This is a genomic window from Streptomyces sp. NPDC059828, from assembly GCF_042731955.1.
In the GTDB taxonomy this organism is placed as follows: domain Bacteria; phylum Actinomycetota; class Actinomycetes; order Streptomycetales; family Streptomycetaceae; genus Streptomyces.
On record NZ_JBHWIW010000001.1, the window covers coordinates 51987 to 65857 of the forward strand.

12 protein-coding genes are annotated in these 13871 nt (G+C 71.1%); 4 read left to right on the top strand and 8 right to left on the bottom strand.

Translation table 11 applies throughout. The features are described 5' to 3' along the window. Positions 1–27 precede the first annotated feature (27 nt). The 6 genes from ACFV6V_RS00140 to ACFV6V_RS00165 form a co-directional block, all read right to left on the bottom strand. Positions 28–1095, bottom strand: coding sequence for an iron-siderophore ABC transporter substrate-binding protein (locus tag ACFV6V_RS00140; protein WP_385556683.1), 1068 nt, complete (start codon positions 1093–1095; stop codon positions 28–30). Between the two features lie 58 nt (positions 1096–1153). Beyond that, positions 1154–2944, bottom strand: a complete 1791-nt coding sequence (locus tag ACFV6V_RS00145; protein ID WP_385556686.1) for an ABC transporter ATP-binding protein — start codon at positions 2942–2944, stop codon at positions 1154–1156. Next, positions 2941–4674, bottom strand: a complete 1734-nt coding sequence (locus tag ACFV6V_RS00150; RefSeq protein ID WP_385556689.1) for an ABC transporter ATP-binding protein — start codon at positions 4672–4674, stop codon at positions 2941–2943. Before ACFV6V_RS00150 ends, ACFV6V_RS00145 begins: the two co-directional genes overlap by 4 nt. A gap of 190 nt (positions 4675–4864) precedes the next feature. Then, the gene (locus ACFV6V_RS00155) at positions 4865–5032 is read right to left on the bottom strand and encodes a hypothetical protein (RefSeq protein WP_385556692.1); all 168 of its coding nucleotides are present in this window, start codon (positions 5030–5032) and stop codon (positions 4865–4867) included. Continuing rightward, positions 5029–5769, bottom strand: a complete 741-nt coding sequence (locus ACFV6V_RS00160) for a DUF2470 domain-containing protein (RefSeq protein ID WP_385556695.1) — start codon at positions 5767–5769, stop codon at positions 5029–5031. Before ACFV6V_RS00160 ends, ACFV6V_RS00155 begins: the two co-directional genes overlap by 4 nt. A 104-nt stretch (positions 5770–5873) precedes the next feature. After that, positions 5874–8324 carry a SpoIIE family protein phosphatase gene (locus ACFV6V_RS00165; protein WP_385556698.1) on the bottom strand — a complete coding sequence of 817 codons (2451 nt, stop codon included), beginning with the start codon at positions 8322–8324 and terminating at the stop codon, positions 5874–5876. Between the two features lie 188 nt (positions 8325–8512). On the opposite strand from ACFV6V_RS00165, the gene ACFV6V_RS00170 reads away from it, so the two are divergent. After that, positions 8513–8767: an EF-hand domain-containing protein gene (locus ACFV6V_RS00170; protein ID WP_361285511.1), complete on the top strand. Its 255-nt coding sequence runs from the start codon at positions 8513–8515 to the stop codon at positions 8765–8767. A gap of 25 nt (positions 8768–8792) precedes the next feature. On the opposite strand, the gene ACFV6V_RS00175 is transcribed toward ACFV6V_RS00170, so the two are convergent. Further along, positions 8793–9935 (bottom strand): PP2C family protein-serine/threonine phosphatase, encoded by a 1143-nt coding sequence (locus ACFV6V_RS00175; RefSeq protein WP_385556701.1) that lies wholly within the window; start codon positions 9933–9935, stop codon positions 8793–8795. A gap of 167 nt (positions 9936–10102) precedes the next feature. Here ACFV6V_RS00175 and ACFV6V_RS00180 point away from each other — a divergent pair, with 167 nt between their 5' ends. Further along, positions 10103–10603, top strand: coding sequence for a hypothetical protein (locus ACFV6V_RS00180; protein WP_385556704.1), 501 nt, complete (start codon positions 10103–10105; stop codon positions 10601–10603). A 79-nt stretch (positions 10604–10682) separates the two neighbouring features. Here the strand turns inward: ACFV6V_RS00180 and ACFV6V_RS00185 are convergent, their stop codons facing one another. After that, entirely contained in the window at positions 10683–11138 is a 456-nt protein-coding gene (locus ACFV6V_RS00185; RefSeq protein WP_361285255.1) for an Lrp/AsnC family transcriptional regulator, read from the bottom strand. A 130-nt stretch (positions 11139–11268) separates the two neighbouring features. On the opposite strand from ACFV6V_RS00185, the gene ACFV6V_RS00190 reads away from it, so the two are divergent. Beyond that, a complete protein-coding gene (locus ACFV6V_RS00190) occupies positions 11269–12273 on the top strand; it encodes an asparaginase (RefSeq protein ID WP_385556708.1) in 1005 nt (334 codons plus the stop codon). A 90-nt stretch (positions 12274–12363) separates the two neighbouring features. After that, complete coding sequence (gene aspA / locus ACFV6V_RS00195) at positions 12364–13800, top strand: aspartate ammonia-lyase (RefSeq protein WP_385556711.1); 1437 nt, start codon at positions 12364–12366, stop codon at positions 13798–13800. The last annotated feature ends 71 nt before the right edge of the window (positions 13801–13871 follow it).

Below are 13871 nucleotides of genomic sequence, written 5' to 3' on the forward strand. Positions count from 1 at the left end.
GCACCGTTCCCGGTCTCGCGTCCGCGGTCAGGACGCGGGCTGCCCGACCTGCGTGCCCGGCTTTCCGTCGACGGCCGCCGAGAGCTGCGGTGACAGCCGCTCGATCACATACGGCAGGCTGAGCACCGAGACGAACGACGTGGCGTGGCCGTAGTCGCTCGACTCGTCCACGAAGACCTCGCGGCCCTCCCGCACCACCTTCAGGTTCTTGTACGAAGCATCAGCGTGCAGCTTCGCCGTGTCCTTGGCCGGGTCGCCGACGATCCACACGATCGCGTCCTGGTCGAGCAGATCGGTGCGTTCCTTGCTGATGTTCGCACCGAACTGGTCGCCGATCGCCTTGTCGAGGCCGCCGGGCAGGGTGAGTCCAAGACCGGTGAGGATGCGTGAACGCGGGTCCTGGCTGCCGAACACGAACATGCCCTCGTAGGGTGTGGCCATCACGGCGGAGGCACCCTTGAACTCGGGGTGCTCCTGGGCCTCGGCGGCGATCTCGCCCTCGGTGGACTCAACGGCCTTCACGGCTTCCGCCTCCTTGCCGAGAGCGCGTCCGATGGTCTTCGTCTGTTCCTGCCAGGGAATCCCGTAGTCGTTGTACTCCTTCGGCTGGGCGACCACGGGGGCGAACGCGGACAGCGACCGGTACTGCTCCTTGGTCAGTCCGCCGTACAGGGCGAGGATCAGGTCCGGCCTGAGTGCGGCGATCTTCTCCACCTGAGGTCCCGTGCCGGTGTCCTTGAGCACCGTCGGGGTCCGGCCACCGGACAGTTCGTCCCGTGCCCAGGGCCCGATGGCGCCCTCGTATCCCCCGAGCCATTCGGTGGTGCCGACCGGCACCTTGCCCAGGGCGAGCACCGCGTCCTGGTCGGTGAGGCCCACGGTGACGATCCGCTTGGGCTCGGCTGTGATGGTGGTGCTGCCGTACTTGTGCGTGAGGGTGACCGGGAACGCGGATTTTCCGGAGGAGGCAGTCGCCCCGGATTTGGCACTGGGTGTGCCGGGGTCCGAGCCGTCACCGCACGCGGTGGCGGTGAGCAGCAGCAGGGCGGAGGTGAGCGCGGCGGCGAGCCGTGGAGCGCTGCGGATACGGGGCATGGGTGTCGGGTCCTCCGTGTCGGGCTCCGGTGGAGCGCGTGGTGCGGGGGGTGGCGGTCTAGGAGTCGGGCTCGCGGCTGTCCGACCATGCCTTCCAGAGCGCCGCGTAGGCACCGTGGGCGGCGCGGAGTGTGTCGTGGGTGCCGGTCTCGACGATGCGTCCGCGGTCCATGACGACGATGCGGTCGGCGGCCGTGGCCTGGCTGAGGCGGTGGGCGACGATCAGTGCGGTGCGGCCGTCCACGGCGCGGGCGACCGCCTTCTCCAGGGCGCGTGCTCCGGCGCTGCCCGCCTCGGCCGTGGCCTCGTCGAGGATCACCAGGGGCGGGTCGGCGAGGATGAGCCGGGCAAGAGAGAGTGCCTGTGTCTGAGCGCCGCTGAGCCGGTGTCCGGCGTCGCCGACCACGGTGGCGAGGCCGTCGGGCAGTGCTTCCGCCCAGTCGAGCGCGTCGACCCGGTCGAGCGCGGCGCGCAGTTCCTCCTCGGTGGCGTCGGACCTGGCGAGGCGCAGGTCATCGGCGAGCGGCCCGGCGAAGACATGGGTCTCCTGGGTGATCAGGGCGATGGTGCGGCCCGCTGCCGCGGGGCCGAGCTCAGTCGGGGGCACCCCGCCCACCAGGACGGCTCCCGCCGTGGGTGGCTGGATCCCGGCGACCAGTCGGGCCAGGGTGGTCTTGCCCGCTCCGCTGGCACCGACGAGCGCGACCCGTTCGCCCCGACTGATCGTCAGTTCGATGTCATGGAGGACCGGATGGCCCGGGCGGTAGGCGTGGCTGAGACCGCGGACGGTGACGTCGGTTCCTGCGGCCGGGTCGGTGTACGGCGAGATGCGCGGTGGCGGGTGGTCGGTGACTCCGACGAGACGGGCGAGGCTCGCGGTGGCCGACTGGGCGTCGTCGAGCAGGACGAGAGCCGAGTTCACCGGGGTGAAGAGGCTGTGGAAGTAGAGGGCGGCGGCGGTCGCCGTGCCCATGCTGGCCGCGCCCTGGCTGACCAGCCAGTAGCCGGTGACCAGCACGGCGGCCAGTCCCAGGTACTCGGCGATGTGCAGCCTGCTGTAGAAGCCCAGCACCAGCCGGACGCCTCGCATCGTCAACCGCAGCACGGACCGGGACCGTTCGGCGACGAGCCGGGTGTGCTCACGCTCCAGCCGGTACGCGCGCACGGTCGGGCTCGCGCCGACGGTGTCGAGCAGTTGCTGCTGCTGGGCGCTGGCCGCCACCCGCTGCTGGGCGTACAGCGGGACGGCACGCGTCACGTACCAGCGTGCGGTGTGCGCCTGCACGGGGACGGCGATGAGGGCGGCGAGCAGGAACCGCCAGTCGAGCAGGGCCAGCGCCCCGAGGGTCAGCACGATGGCGAGGAGTGAACGGACCAGCTCGGGCAGGGCGTTGCGCACGGCTTCGGCGATCAGGGACACATCGGCGGTGACGCGGGCGGTCAGATCGCCTGCCCCGGCCTTCTCGACCCGGTCCAGCGGCAGCCCCAGCGCCTTTTCCACGAACTGTTCACGCAGCCGGGCCAGAGTCGTCTCACCCAGCCGGGAGACCAGGGACAGTCCCAGCCCGGTGGTGACGCCCTGGACCACGGCGACGGCGACGAGCAGTGCGGCGGTCGTGGTGACAGTGTGGGCGGAGCCGTGGCCGACGGCCAGGTCGACGACCCTGCCGAGCAGCGGTTGGACGAGCAGTCCGACGGCAGTGGCCGCGACCATGACGGTGCCGGCGGTGAGGACTAAGCGACGCTGCGGGCGGAGCAGTCGTGCCACCACTGCTCGGGTCCGGGCGGGGCTCGCCACGGGCAGCAGGTGGTCGGCGTTGCCTCGGCGCCCGGCCGGAGGTGCGGTCATGTGAGCACCGCCGTACGGTAGCCGGTGTGATCATGGAGCAACGCCCCGTGCTCACCGGAGACATGGACGCTGCCCTCGTGGAGGAGCACGACGCGGTCGGTCACGGCGAGGAGTGCGGGGCTGCTGGTCACGAGCAGGGTGGTCCGGCCCCTGCGGATGTCCCTGATGCCCGCGGCGATCCGCACTTCGGTGACGGCGTCCACGGCGGTGGCGGGCTCGTGGAGCACGAGCACGGGCGGATCGGCGACCAACGCCCGGGCCAGGGCGACCCTTTGGCGCTGTCCTCCGGAGAGGGAGCGTCCCCGCGCGCTGACCATGGTGTCGGCACCTTCGGGGAGGGCGCGGACGACCTCGTCCGCAGCGGATGCGAGCAGCGCGGCTGCGATGTCCGGCCGGACGCGTCGGTCCGCGGCACGGGGGTCGGGGGCCGCGGCGGTGACGTTGTCGAGCAGGGTCCCCTCGAACAGGTCGGCATCGTGCTCGGCGACGAGGATCGCCCGGCGCACCTCGGCGAGGTCCAGGGTGGTCAGTGCCCGCCCGTCCAGTTCGACCGCGCCGCTGTCCGGGTCGGCTCTGCGGCCCAGGCAGTGCAGCAGTGCCGTCGCCTCGGCGGGATCCGTGACCACCACGCCCACGGTCTCGCCGGGCGCGATGTCGGCGTCCACGGATCGCAGCGGCCCGTACGCGAGGCGGCGCAGGCTCAGTCGGCCCTCGGCGTGCGGCACGGCGGCGGCCTGCATGGGGCCCGGGACCACCGGGGGTACGGCGTGGTCCGCTGCCAGGACCCCGGCGATGCGGGTGGCCGACGCACGGCCCTGCGCCAGTTCGGCGTTGACCCAGGGGAACTCGGAGAGCGGACCGATGAGATACAGGGCGAGTGCGACGCATGAGACGAGCTCGCCCGGACCGATGTCACCCTGCACGGCGAGCCGCCCGCCGACGAGGGCCACCACGGCGATGAAGGCACCGGTGAGGCTGGTGACGACCCCGTGCTGCCAGGCTTCGGCGCGGGCCGCCCGCAGGGTGGCGGACAGGGAGTCCCGGCTGATGCGCCGGTAGCGGGCCACGGCGGCCGACTCGGCCCCGATGCCCTTGAGCACACGGAGTCCGCTCACAAGGTCCGCCGCGACGCCCGAGGCGCGAGCGGCGCGTTCCTGTTCGGTCTCGCTGCGCCGCTCCAGGGGTTTGCTCAGCAGGTGCCCGGCCCACAGCAGCAGCGGGGCACCGAGCAGGACGAGCAGCCCCAGAGCGAGGGACACCCGCAGCAGCGCCACGGCGCCGACCGCGAGGCCGACGAGGGCCCCGATGCCGACGATGAGGGCCATGGTGACGGCGCCGACGCGCTTGGCGTCCTCCGTGGCGGTGTTCGCGAGCTCACCGGGCAACCGCCCGTCATCGGCCCCGCCTTCGGGGGCGAGGACCCGGCCGACCACCTCGGTCCTGAGCAGGTGCGCGGCGGTCACGGCCGCGCGCTCACCGGCTCGGGCGCCGTATCGGAAGCTGAAGGACAGCCCGACGTAGACGGCGCCGAGTACACCCAGCCAGAGCAGCATGCCCGTGGGGTCGCCTTCGACGACGCCCCGTTCGATGACCAGACCGATGAGGACGGGCACAAGCGCCTCGCCACCCTGGTGACAGGCACCGAGCAGCGCCCCGAGCGCGACATCACGACGCTGGCCGCCGACCGCTCGCCGGAGCACGCCGTGTCCAGAGAGATCCGCCTTCCCCACGCATCCCTCCGGGTCCGGTTTGCAGGGCGCAGGAGTTCATCAACTTAGGTGAGCCTAACCAGCTTTGCGCGTCATGGCTACCCCCGGAAAGAGGGGTGTGGACCGGATGAGGTGGGGGCCCGGTCGTGGATCCGTGCCCCGCGCCGGTCCGTTCAGGAGCGGCTGCCGGCAGAGGCCGGGCCGCTCCCCGTCAGCGGTTCGAGCGGCGCCCCTCACCGGCAGTTCGCGGTACGGCAAGGGGACACGGCACCGAGTACAGGGCGGCAGCACGGGGCGCGGCGCGGATGATCGCGGCGACCCGGTCGTACGGCACACCGGCCACGGGCGGGAGCTGCCGGTCGTTCGAGGGTCCGGTCATGGGTGCCCGGCACGGCGCCCGTGCGTGTGATGACGGCGGTCATGGCGAACCTGTGCGAGCAGCAGCTCGACCTGTTCGCAGATCCCGGACGGGCCGCCCACCGGAGCGGGGAAGGGGAGGCGGACGTCCTGGTGCCCGCGGGGGTACTCGCAGCGCAGTGTGAGTCCGTAGCGGTCCAAGGCAAGCGGGTGGATCCGAACAGCGCATCGCAGCACCTGCGGATCGGCGAGACGGCTGAGCTCGGTGACCACATCGTGGTGATCGTGGGCGAGGTGGCACAGCAGTGCCGCTTCCTGAGCGGCCAGGGGGTCGGCCTGCGCAAGCACCAGCTCGTCGAGGCCGACCGCCTCGGCGCCGGCGTCCGTGTCGATGGTGGCGCGGGCCGCGTCGAGTCGGAGCACGAGGGTGTCGGGGGACGACTGGATGTCGGCGGGTGTGAGCCAGCCGGAGAGCGTGACCCTGGCCCGGACCCGGTCGCGCACCGCGACCGGCGCGATGTCCGTGAATTGCGCGAGACCGGCGAACACACCGCGCGGCGCGCATACGGCCTCGGCGGCGAGAGGGCTGTCCGCGGGCGCGTGGAGCCGCAACCGGCCCTTGCCGTCCACGGTGTGCATGGCCGTCAGCTCATAGGTGGCGCCGTCCGTCGTCAGACTCAGGGAAGCGGACGCGAGCACGACCGAACGGATCCGCTCCGCGGCGGTGGGCTCGTCCACGCGAGCATCTGCGAGAGCCATGCACACTCCTTAGGTTAGGCTTACCTAAGATAGCAGCTCACTCTCTCGCGGGGAACGCCCGTCACCCGTACGGGTCGGCCAGGCGCGCGTCGGCGGGCCGGCGATCAGAACAGCGCCCCGGAGCCCGTCCGGGAAGGCAGCTCCTGCTCGGTCCACACCGTCTTCCCTTCCCGGGCGTGCCGGGTGCCCCAGCGTGCGGTGAGCTGGGCGATGAGCATCAGCCCACGGCCGCCTTCGTCGGTGCTGCGGGCGCGGCGCAGGTGCGGTGAAGTGCTACTGGGGTCCGAGACCTCGCAGATGAGCCGGTGGAGATGGATCAGCCGCAACGTCACGGGATCGCCGGCGTACCGGTAGGCGTTGGTCACGAGCTCACTGACGATCAGCTCGGTCGTGAAGATCAGCTCCTCCAGCCCCCACTCGACGAGCTGCCGCTCCGTCAGTCCACGGGCCTTGGCGGGTGCGGTGGGTTCCGCCGGCAGCACCCAGGTGGCGACCCGGGACGGGTCCAGTGTCCGGGTCCGTGCCAGAAGGAGGGCCACATCGTCGGCAGGCCGTACGGGCAGCAGCGAGTCGACGATCGTCTGGCAGGTCTCGTCCAGCGGCCCGGGCGGACCCGAGAGCGCGTCGCAGAGCCTCGTGAGCCCGTCGTCGACGTCATGCCGAGGGCCGTCGATCAGTCCGTTGGTGTACAGGGCCAGCGTGCTGTTCTCCGGCAGCTCCAGGTCCACGGACTCGAACGGCAGGCCGCCGAGTCCCAGCGGCGGACCGGCCGGGAGTTCGGGCAGGCTCGCCTGTCCGTCCGGAGTGAGCACCACCGGAGGCGGGTGGCCCGCGCGGGCCAGTGTGCAGAGCTTCGAGACCGGGTTGTACACGGCGTAGAGACACGTGGCGCCGACGACCTGTTCGCTGGCGACGCCCTGGTCCCAGGCTTCGTGTTCCACGGCGAGCCGGGTGACCAGGTCGTCGAGGTGGGAGAGGACCTCGTCGGGCTCGAGATCCAGATCGGCCAGGGTGTGGACGGCCGTGCGCAGGCGCCCCATCGTCGCTGCGGCGTTGATGCCGTGGCCGACCACGTCCCCGACGACGAGCGCCACCCGGGCACCGGAGAGGGGAATCACGTCGAACCAGTCCCCTCCGACCCCGGCCGCTCCGCCGGCCGGGAGATACCGGTGCGCGACGGCGACCGCCGGGTGCAGCGGGAATTCTCCGGGCAGCAGACGGCGTTGCAGGGCGAGCGCCGTACGGTGCTGCTGTGTGTAGCGGCGGGCGTTGTCGATGGAGACGGCGGCAAGTGCGGCGAACTCGCCGGCCAGCGTGAGGTCGTCCTCCTCGAAGGGCTCGGCCACCGCGTAGCGCCACAGGCACACCAGCCCGAGGACCAGACCGCGGGCGGTCAGCGGCACGACCATCAGGGAGTGGGCACCCAGCTTCCGGGCGTGGGCCGCCTGCTCCGGGTCGAGCCCGGACGCGGGTGCCTCGGGGTCGAACTCGGCGACCAGGACGGGACGCCTGGTGAGCAGGGACCTCGCCTGGGGGGCGTCGGGCGGGAACGTCCTCAGCGTGCCCACCGGATACATCACCCGCTCCGGGTAGGGCGCGGTCGACTTCAGCGCCGACCTAACCAGGAGCCCCTCTCCCCCGGGCAGCGGTTCCTCGCCCAGGTCGACGGCCTGGAGCAGGTCGACGGTCACACAGTCGGCGAGCCCGGGCACGGCCGCGTCCACCAGTTCCTGCGCGGTGGTCTCCACATCGAGAGTGGTGCCGATCTTCTTGCTGGCCCGGTTGAGCATCGCCAGTCTGCGCCGCGCCCGGTGCCGGTCGGTGACGTCCTCGACGAGCAGCGCCACGCCCATCGTCCCGCCCGACGCGTCGTCCAGCCGGAACGCGGAGGCCGAGACGAACCGCTCCCCCGCCTCGCCCCGCAACCGGCCGGGCTGCTCGGTGAAGATCATCGGGGCCCCGGTCTCCAGCACCTGCCGCAACCGCGCCTCGATCGTCTCCGCGTCCTCACGTACCAGGAAGTCGCCGATGCGGTGGCCGCGTGCCTGATCGGGGGTGATCCCGCCGATACCGGCGATCGCGCGGTTGATCCTGAGGATGACCAGGGACGGATCGTGGATGGTCAGACCGATCGGCGACTGCCGGAAGAGACCGTCCATCACCCTCCGGTCGAGCTCCCACTGGGCGACCTCCTGTGCGGGGGCACCGACCAGAAACCACTCGTCCGCACCGGTGCTCCGGGTCAGCCGTCGGACGCGCAGGCCGAAGTGCTGACGCACGCCATGGCGGTCCCGCACCGGCAGGAATCCGAACCAGCCGTTGTCCCTGCGGCATACCGCGGTGGCCTCCCTCACAAGGCCGCGGTCCTGCGGGTCGACGAGCAGCTCCGCCGCAGACCGGCCGTAGACCTCGTCAGGGGTGTAGCCGAGCAGTGCGCGTGCCCGTTCACTCCAGCCGGTCACCAATCCCTGCTCATCCAGCACCACAGAGGCGGCGCGACCCATGGAGAAGGGGTCCTCCGGGCTCTCGCTGATCAGGGGCACGGATCCGGTCATCACTCTCATGCTCCACCGGGTCCGTTGGATATGCATGCGGAAGGCGATCTTTACCGCGTGGCCGCATTCCGGAGCCCCGCCGACGGGGCGGGTGTGCCCGATGGAACCCGGACGGCCCGGGAGGCGTCTGTCACCGTGACCGGGTGGGTCGGCCCGCCCTTCAGGTGAGAGGAACCGGGGACGACGTGGTGAGCGACAAGGCCCGAAAGCTGTTCGGGGCGCTGGATCTCGATGCGAACGGCACCCTGACCCGCGAAGAGGTGATCACCGCCCTGCGGACGAAGGGACCGCAGCTCGCCGCGTCGGGTGATCTGCCCTTCTGGGGGCTCGGTGACCCCGACGCGTCATCGGCGCTGTTCGACGCCGCCGACCAGAACGGGGACGCGGTACTGACCCTGGAGGAGTTCGCAGCGGTGGTGGACCGCCGCTTCGGCTGGCGCTGACCGGCGCTGACCGGAATCCCACGCATCAGTCACGGCCCGGGGCCTGCGGCCCCTGCTCCCCCACGGCCTCCGGGGATCGCACCGCGAGGGCCGCGATGTCGTCACCGAGTCGTCCTCCGCCGTACCGCAGCAGATCGCCGTGCAGCCGGTCGAGCAGCTCACGGGGCCGCAACGGACCCTGCTGCCGCAGCCAGTCCGTCAGTGGGAAGAACTCACCCGTCCGGTCGCGGGCCTCCGTCACCCCGTCGGTGTAGAGCAGCAGCTGGTCGCCCGGCGCGAAGGGCGCGGTGTCGACGACATAGTGGTCGCCGATGAGTGCCGCGAGATTGAGCGGCGGCGACGGGGTGGTGGGGGCCAGGACGCGGACCTCACTGTTGTGGACCAGCAGGGGCGGTGGGTGTCCGCAGTTGAGCAGCCTCATATGGTTACGGGCCGGCGAGATCTCGGCGATGATCGCGGTGGCGAAACGCTCGGGAAGGTCCTGGCCCGGGAAGGCGGCGCTGTAGCGCATGATGCTGGTCTCCAGCCGGTGGACGATGCCCGTCACGTCGGGTTCGTCGTACGCGGCCTCTCTGAAGCAACTGATCACCGCCGAGGCCGCCCCCACCGCGGACAGGCCCTTGCCCCGGACGTCGCCGATGAGCAGCCGGATGCCGTACGGCGTGTCGGCCGCCTCGTAGAAATCACCGCCGATGCGGGCCTGCTGCTGGGCCGCCAGGTACAGCGACTCGATCTCGACGCCCTCGATCCGGTGCGGCACGGGGCGCAGCAGCACCTTCTGGGCCGCATCGGCGACAAGCCGGATGTGGAAGAGCACCTCCTCGCGCTGGAGCCGGACATGGCTCGCGTACGCGGCCGCGAGCGTGACCGCCACGATGGCGGCCGATGTGTACTCGGTGCCCAGGTCGGCGTAGAAGAAGCCGAGAGTGATCATGATGAGAAGGCAGCCCGCGCCCAGCAGAAGAGTGGGGATCACCGGCCACATCGCGGCGGCGAGTGCGGGTGCGGCGGGCAGCAGGCGGCTGAGGGCGATCTCCCTCGGCGTGGCGAACGCGAAGCCGGCGATGACGATGGTCAGGGCCAGCGGTGACAGCTGAGCGGCTTGCCAGCGGCCAGCGTAAGAGAGACGACGGCCTCGCAGCGGTCCGGGCGCTATCACGTAAGGCATCATATCGCCGCAAAGCCATCCACAAGATCTCATGGGCGGCCGCCTGGCATCGACGACGCTGGCCCACTCCGCCTCCCCGGCGATTCCGCGGCGCGTCTGCGGCCTTGCGTTCCCGTGGGGCGGTAGGGGTGGCGGTGGGGCTTACAGCGGGAAGTGGGAGTTGGGTCATGGCGATGGTCGGGCTGTTCTGGGTCACGCCGGACGGGATGTACGTGGGCTCGCCGCCCGCCGCCGACGGGGGCTGCGTCAGGCTGACGACCGAGGGCGTCGAGGCCGTCGACACCGAGCGGTCCCGGATGTGGGCGTGGGACGGACTGCGTTCCGCGGTCGTCGCCGAGGTGCCCACGGGGGAGCCGTCGGGCCGGGCCGCGAAGCTCATCGGGTCGGTGGTCTCGGCCACCGTCGGCGCGTTTCTCGGCGGGGGCCCGCCCGCGATGGCGCTGCGGCTGGAGACGGAGCACGGGCCGGAGGAGCTGACCGTGTACGCGGCGGCCGCCGGAGGGTACGGCGTCGAAGAGGTGTCGCTCTCGCAGGAGCTGCTCGCCCGCTTCGTGGCCGGAACCGCGGATCCGCGTGCGGCTGAGGCATGGGGTCGTGAGCACGGTCCGAAGGGCACGCCGAAACCGTCCGAGCGTGCGGCGCTGCTGCGATCGTGGGCGCGGGCATGAGCCCGGGGGCGCCCCCGCCGCGCCCAGGTGGTGGCGGGACGCTCGCACAGGCCCTGCCCCCCGCGGGCCCGTTCCGGGGCTAACCGCTCACCGGCAGTCCGGCCGACTCCTTGATCCGCTTCATGATGATCTGCGAGTTGACCTCGGTGACGCCTGACAGCGCGGTCAGCTTCTCGATCCACAGGCGCTCATAGGCACGCAGGTCCGCCACGGCGATGCGCAGAAGACAGCCGGGGCTGCCGAACAGCCGGTAGGCCTCGATGACATCGGGGATGTCGTCGAGCGCCGCCTCGAACGCCTCGACCGCCTCACGGTCGCGCTTCACCTCGATGGAGACGAGCACCTCGAAGCTCCGCCCCACCGCTTCGGGGTCGATGATCGCCCGATAACCCCGGATCACTCCGTCCTGTTCCAGTTGACGGACACGGCGCATGCAGGGGGAAGGGGTCAGGCCGACCCTCTGCGCCAGTTCCTGGTTGCTCAGCCGGCCGTCACTCTGAAGCTCACGCAAGATTGCGCGATCAATCTCATCCATGACGCAATTATCCACTAGAACCTCTCGCCATCCGTGCTGAAAATGGCAATCGATTTGCGCGATATGCCTTCTATCATTGCGCTGTATCGGCAGGCGAACACCAATCGAACTGAGAACAGGAGCCCACACAGTGCGCAGGATCGTCGTCATCAGCACCGGAGGGACGATAGCCAGCCGCCGGCAGGGCCCTGGGTTCGTCGCGAACGCCCAGGGACACGAGGTCATGGCGACCGCCCCGGTGCCCGACGGTGTGTCCGTCGAAGTGGTCGACCTGTTCCGGGTCAACAGCCCGCGTCTCACCACGGCCCACCAGCTCACACTGCTGCACACCGTGCACGAGGTGCTCTCCGACCCCGGAGTGGACGGCATCGTCGTCACACACGGCACCGACACGCTCGAGGAGTCGGCGTTCCTGGTCGACCTCCACCATGACGACGCCCGCCCGGTGGTCTTCACCGGTGCCCAGCTCCCCCTCGAGGCAGCGGACGGCGACGGCCCGGGGAACCTTCACGATGCCCTGCTGACCGCCGCGACAGTGCGCGGTCTCGGCGTACTCGTCGTCTTCGCCGGCAAGGTCCACTCCGCCCGCGGCACGGTGAAGACGGAGACACTGGTGGCCGACGCCTTCGCCGACCCGTCCGGCGCGCCCCTGGGAGCCATGGGTTTCGGCCGGGTCGCCGTCGAACGGCGCCCCGCGCGCCCGGCCGCGCTCGGTCTGCCCGCCATGCCCGGCATCCCGCCCCGCGTCGACATGGTGATGCACCACGCCGGCGCCGACGCACTGCTGTTCGACGCGGCCCTGGACGCCGGGGCCCAGGGGATCGTCCTGGTCGCCACCGGCGCCGGCAATGCCACTCCCGAGTTCGTCGAAGCGGTCGCCTCCGCCGCCTCCCGGGGCGTGCTCGTCGCTCTGACCACGCGGGTGGCGTCCGGGCCCGTCACCGAGATCTACACCCAGGGTGGCGCGGTCGACCTCGTCGCCGCCGGGGCCGTACCGACCGGCACCCTGCGTGCGGGACAGGCCCGCATCGCCGTGCTCAGTGCGCTACTCGCCGGCACAGACGGAGCGGAACGCGACCGGGTGCTGCGGCATGCCCTCGCCGAGCCGCGTACCGGGGTGTTCGCCCCGGCCTAAGCCGTGGTTTCGAAGCCGTCCGGCGCGGATCCCGCAAGCCCTCCACCCCCCGCCTCCACACCCCCGTCCTCTCTCTGGAGTCCTCATCCCATGGCCGCGCACACCAGCCCCCAGTTCCGCACCGAGCACGACCTGCTGGGTGACCGCGACATCCCCGCCGACGCCTACTACGGCATCCACACCCTTCGGGCGGTGGAGAACTTCCCCATCACGGGCACCCCGATCTCGTGCTACCCGGACCTCGTCACCGCGCTCGCCTGCGTCAAGCAGGCCGCGGCCCTGGCCAACCGTGATCTGGGACTGCTGACGGCCGACCGGGCGGATGCGATCACCACCGCCTGCGAGGAGGTCCGCTCCGGGAAACTCCACGACCAGTTCGTGGTCGATGTGATCCAGGGCGGCGCGGGCACCTCGACCAACATGAACGCCAACGAGGTCATCGCCAACCGCGCGCTCGAACTCCTCGGGGAGCAGAAGGGGAACTACGCGGTCCTCCACCCGCTGGAACACGTCAACGCGGGGCAGAGCACCAACGACGTGTATCCCACCGCCGTGAAGATCGCGCTCGACTTCGCCGCCCAGCGTCTGCTGGAAGCCATGGGGCGGCTTCGCACCGCGTTCGCCGCGAAGGCGGAGGAGTTCGCGGATGTCCTCAAGATGGGCCGTACCCAGCTCCAGGACGCGGTTCCCATGACCCTGGGCCAGGAGTTCGCCGCCTACGCGGTCATGCTCGACGAGGACCGCCAGCGCCTCACCGAGGCACGGGCGCTGATCCATGAGATCAGCCTCGGCGGCACCGCCATCGGCACCGGACTCAACGCCCATCCCCGGTACGCGGAGCTGGCCTGCCGTCATGCCCGGGACCTCACCGGACTCCCGCTGACCGTCGCCGCCGACCTCGTCGAAGCGACCCAGGACGCGGGGGCGTTCGTCCAGCTGTCGGGTGTGCTGAAGCGGATCGCCGTCAAGCTGTCCAAGACCTGCAACGACCTCCGGCTGCTGTCGTCCGGACCCCGTGCCGGATTCGCCGAGATCAACCTGCCGCCGGTGCAGGCGGGTTCCAGCATCATGCCGGGCAAGGTGAACCCCGTCATTCCCGAAGTGGTCAACCAGATCGCCTTCGAGGTCATCGGCAACGACATGGCGGTGACCATGGCCGCCGAGGCCGGTCAGCTCCAGCTCAACGCCTTCGAGCCGCTGATCGCGCACAGCCTGCTGAAGAGCCTGACGCATCTGAGGGCGGGGTGTGTGTCGCTCGCCGAGCGTTGTGTCTCGGGCATCACCGCCAACCGCGAGCACCTCGCGCACCTCGTCGGCCGCTCCATCGGTCTTGCCACGGCACTGAACCCGCACATCGGCTACGAGCAGGCCACCGCCGTCGCGCAGGAAGCCCTTGTCACGGGGCGGAGCGTCCAGGAGCTCGTGCTCGACAAGGGGCTGCTGACGAGGGAGGAGCTCCAGCGCATTCTGCGACCGGCCAACCTCGCCCGCCCGCACAGCCGCCCGGAGGCCGGTCAACTTCACTGACGTGATTGACTGTTGGGACGGCTTGTCGAGCCGCACCGGATTACGGCAGCCGCACACCAGCACCGCCGGAC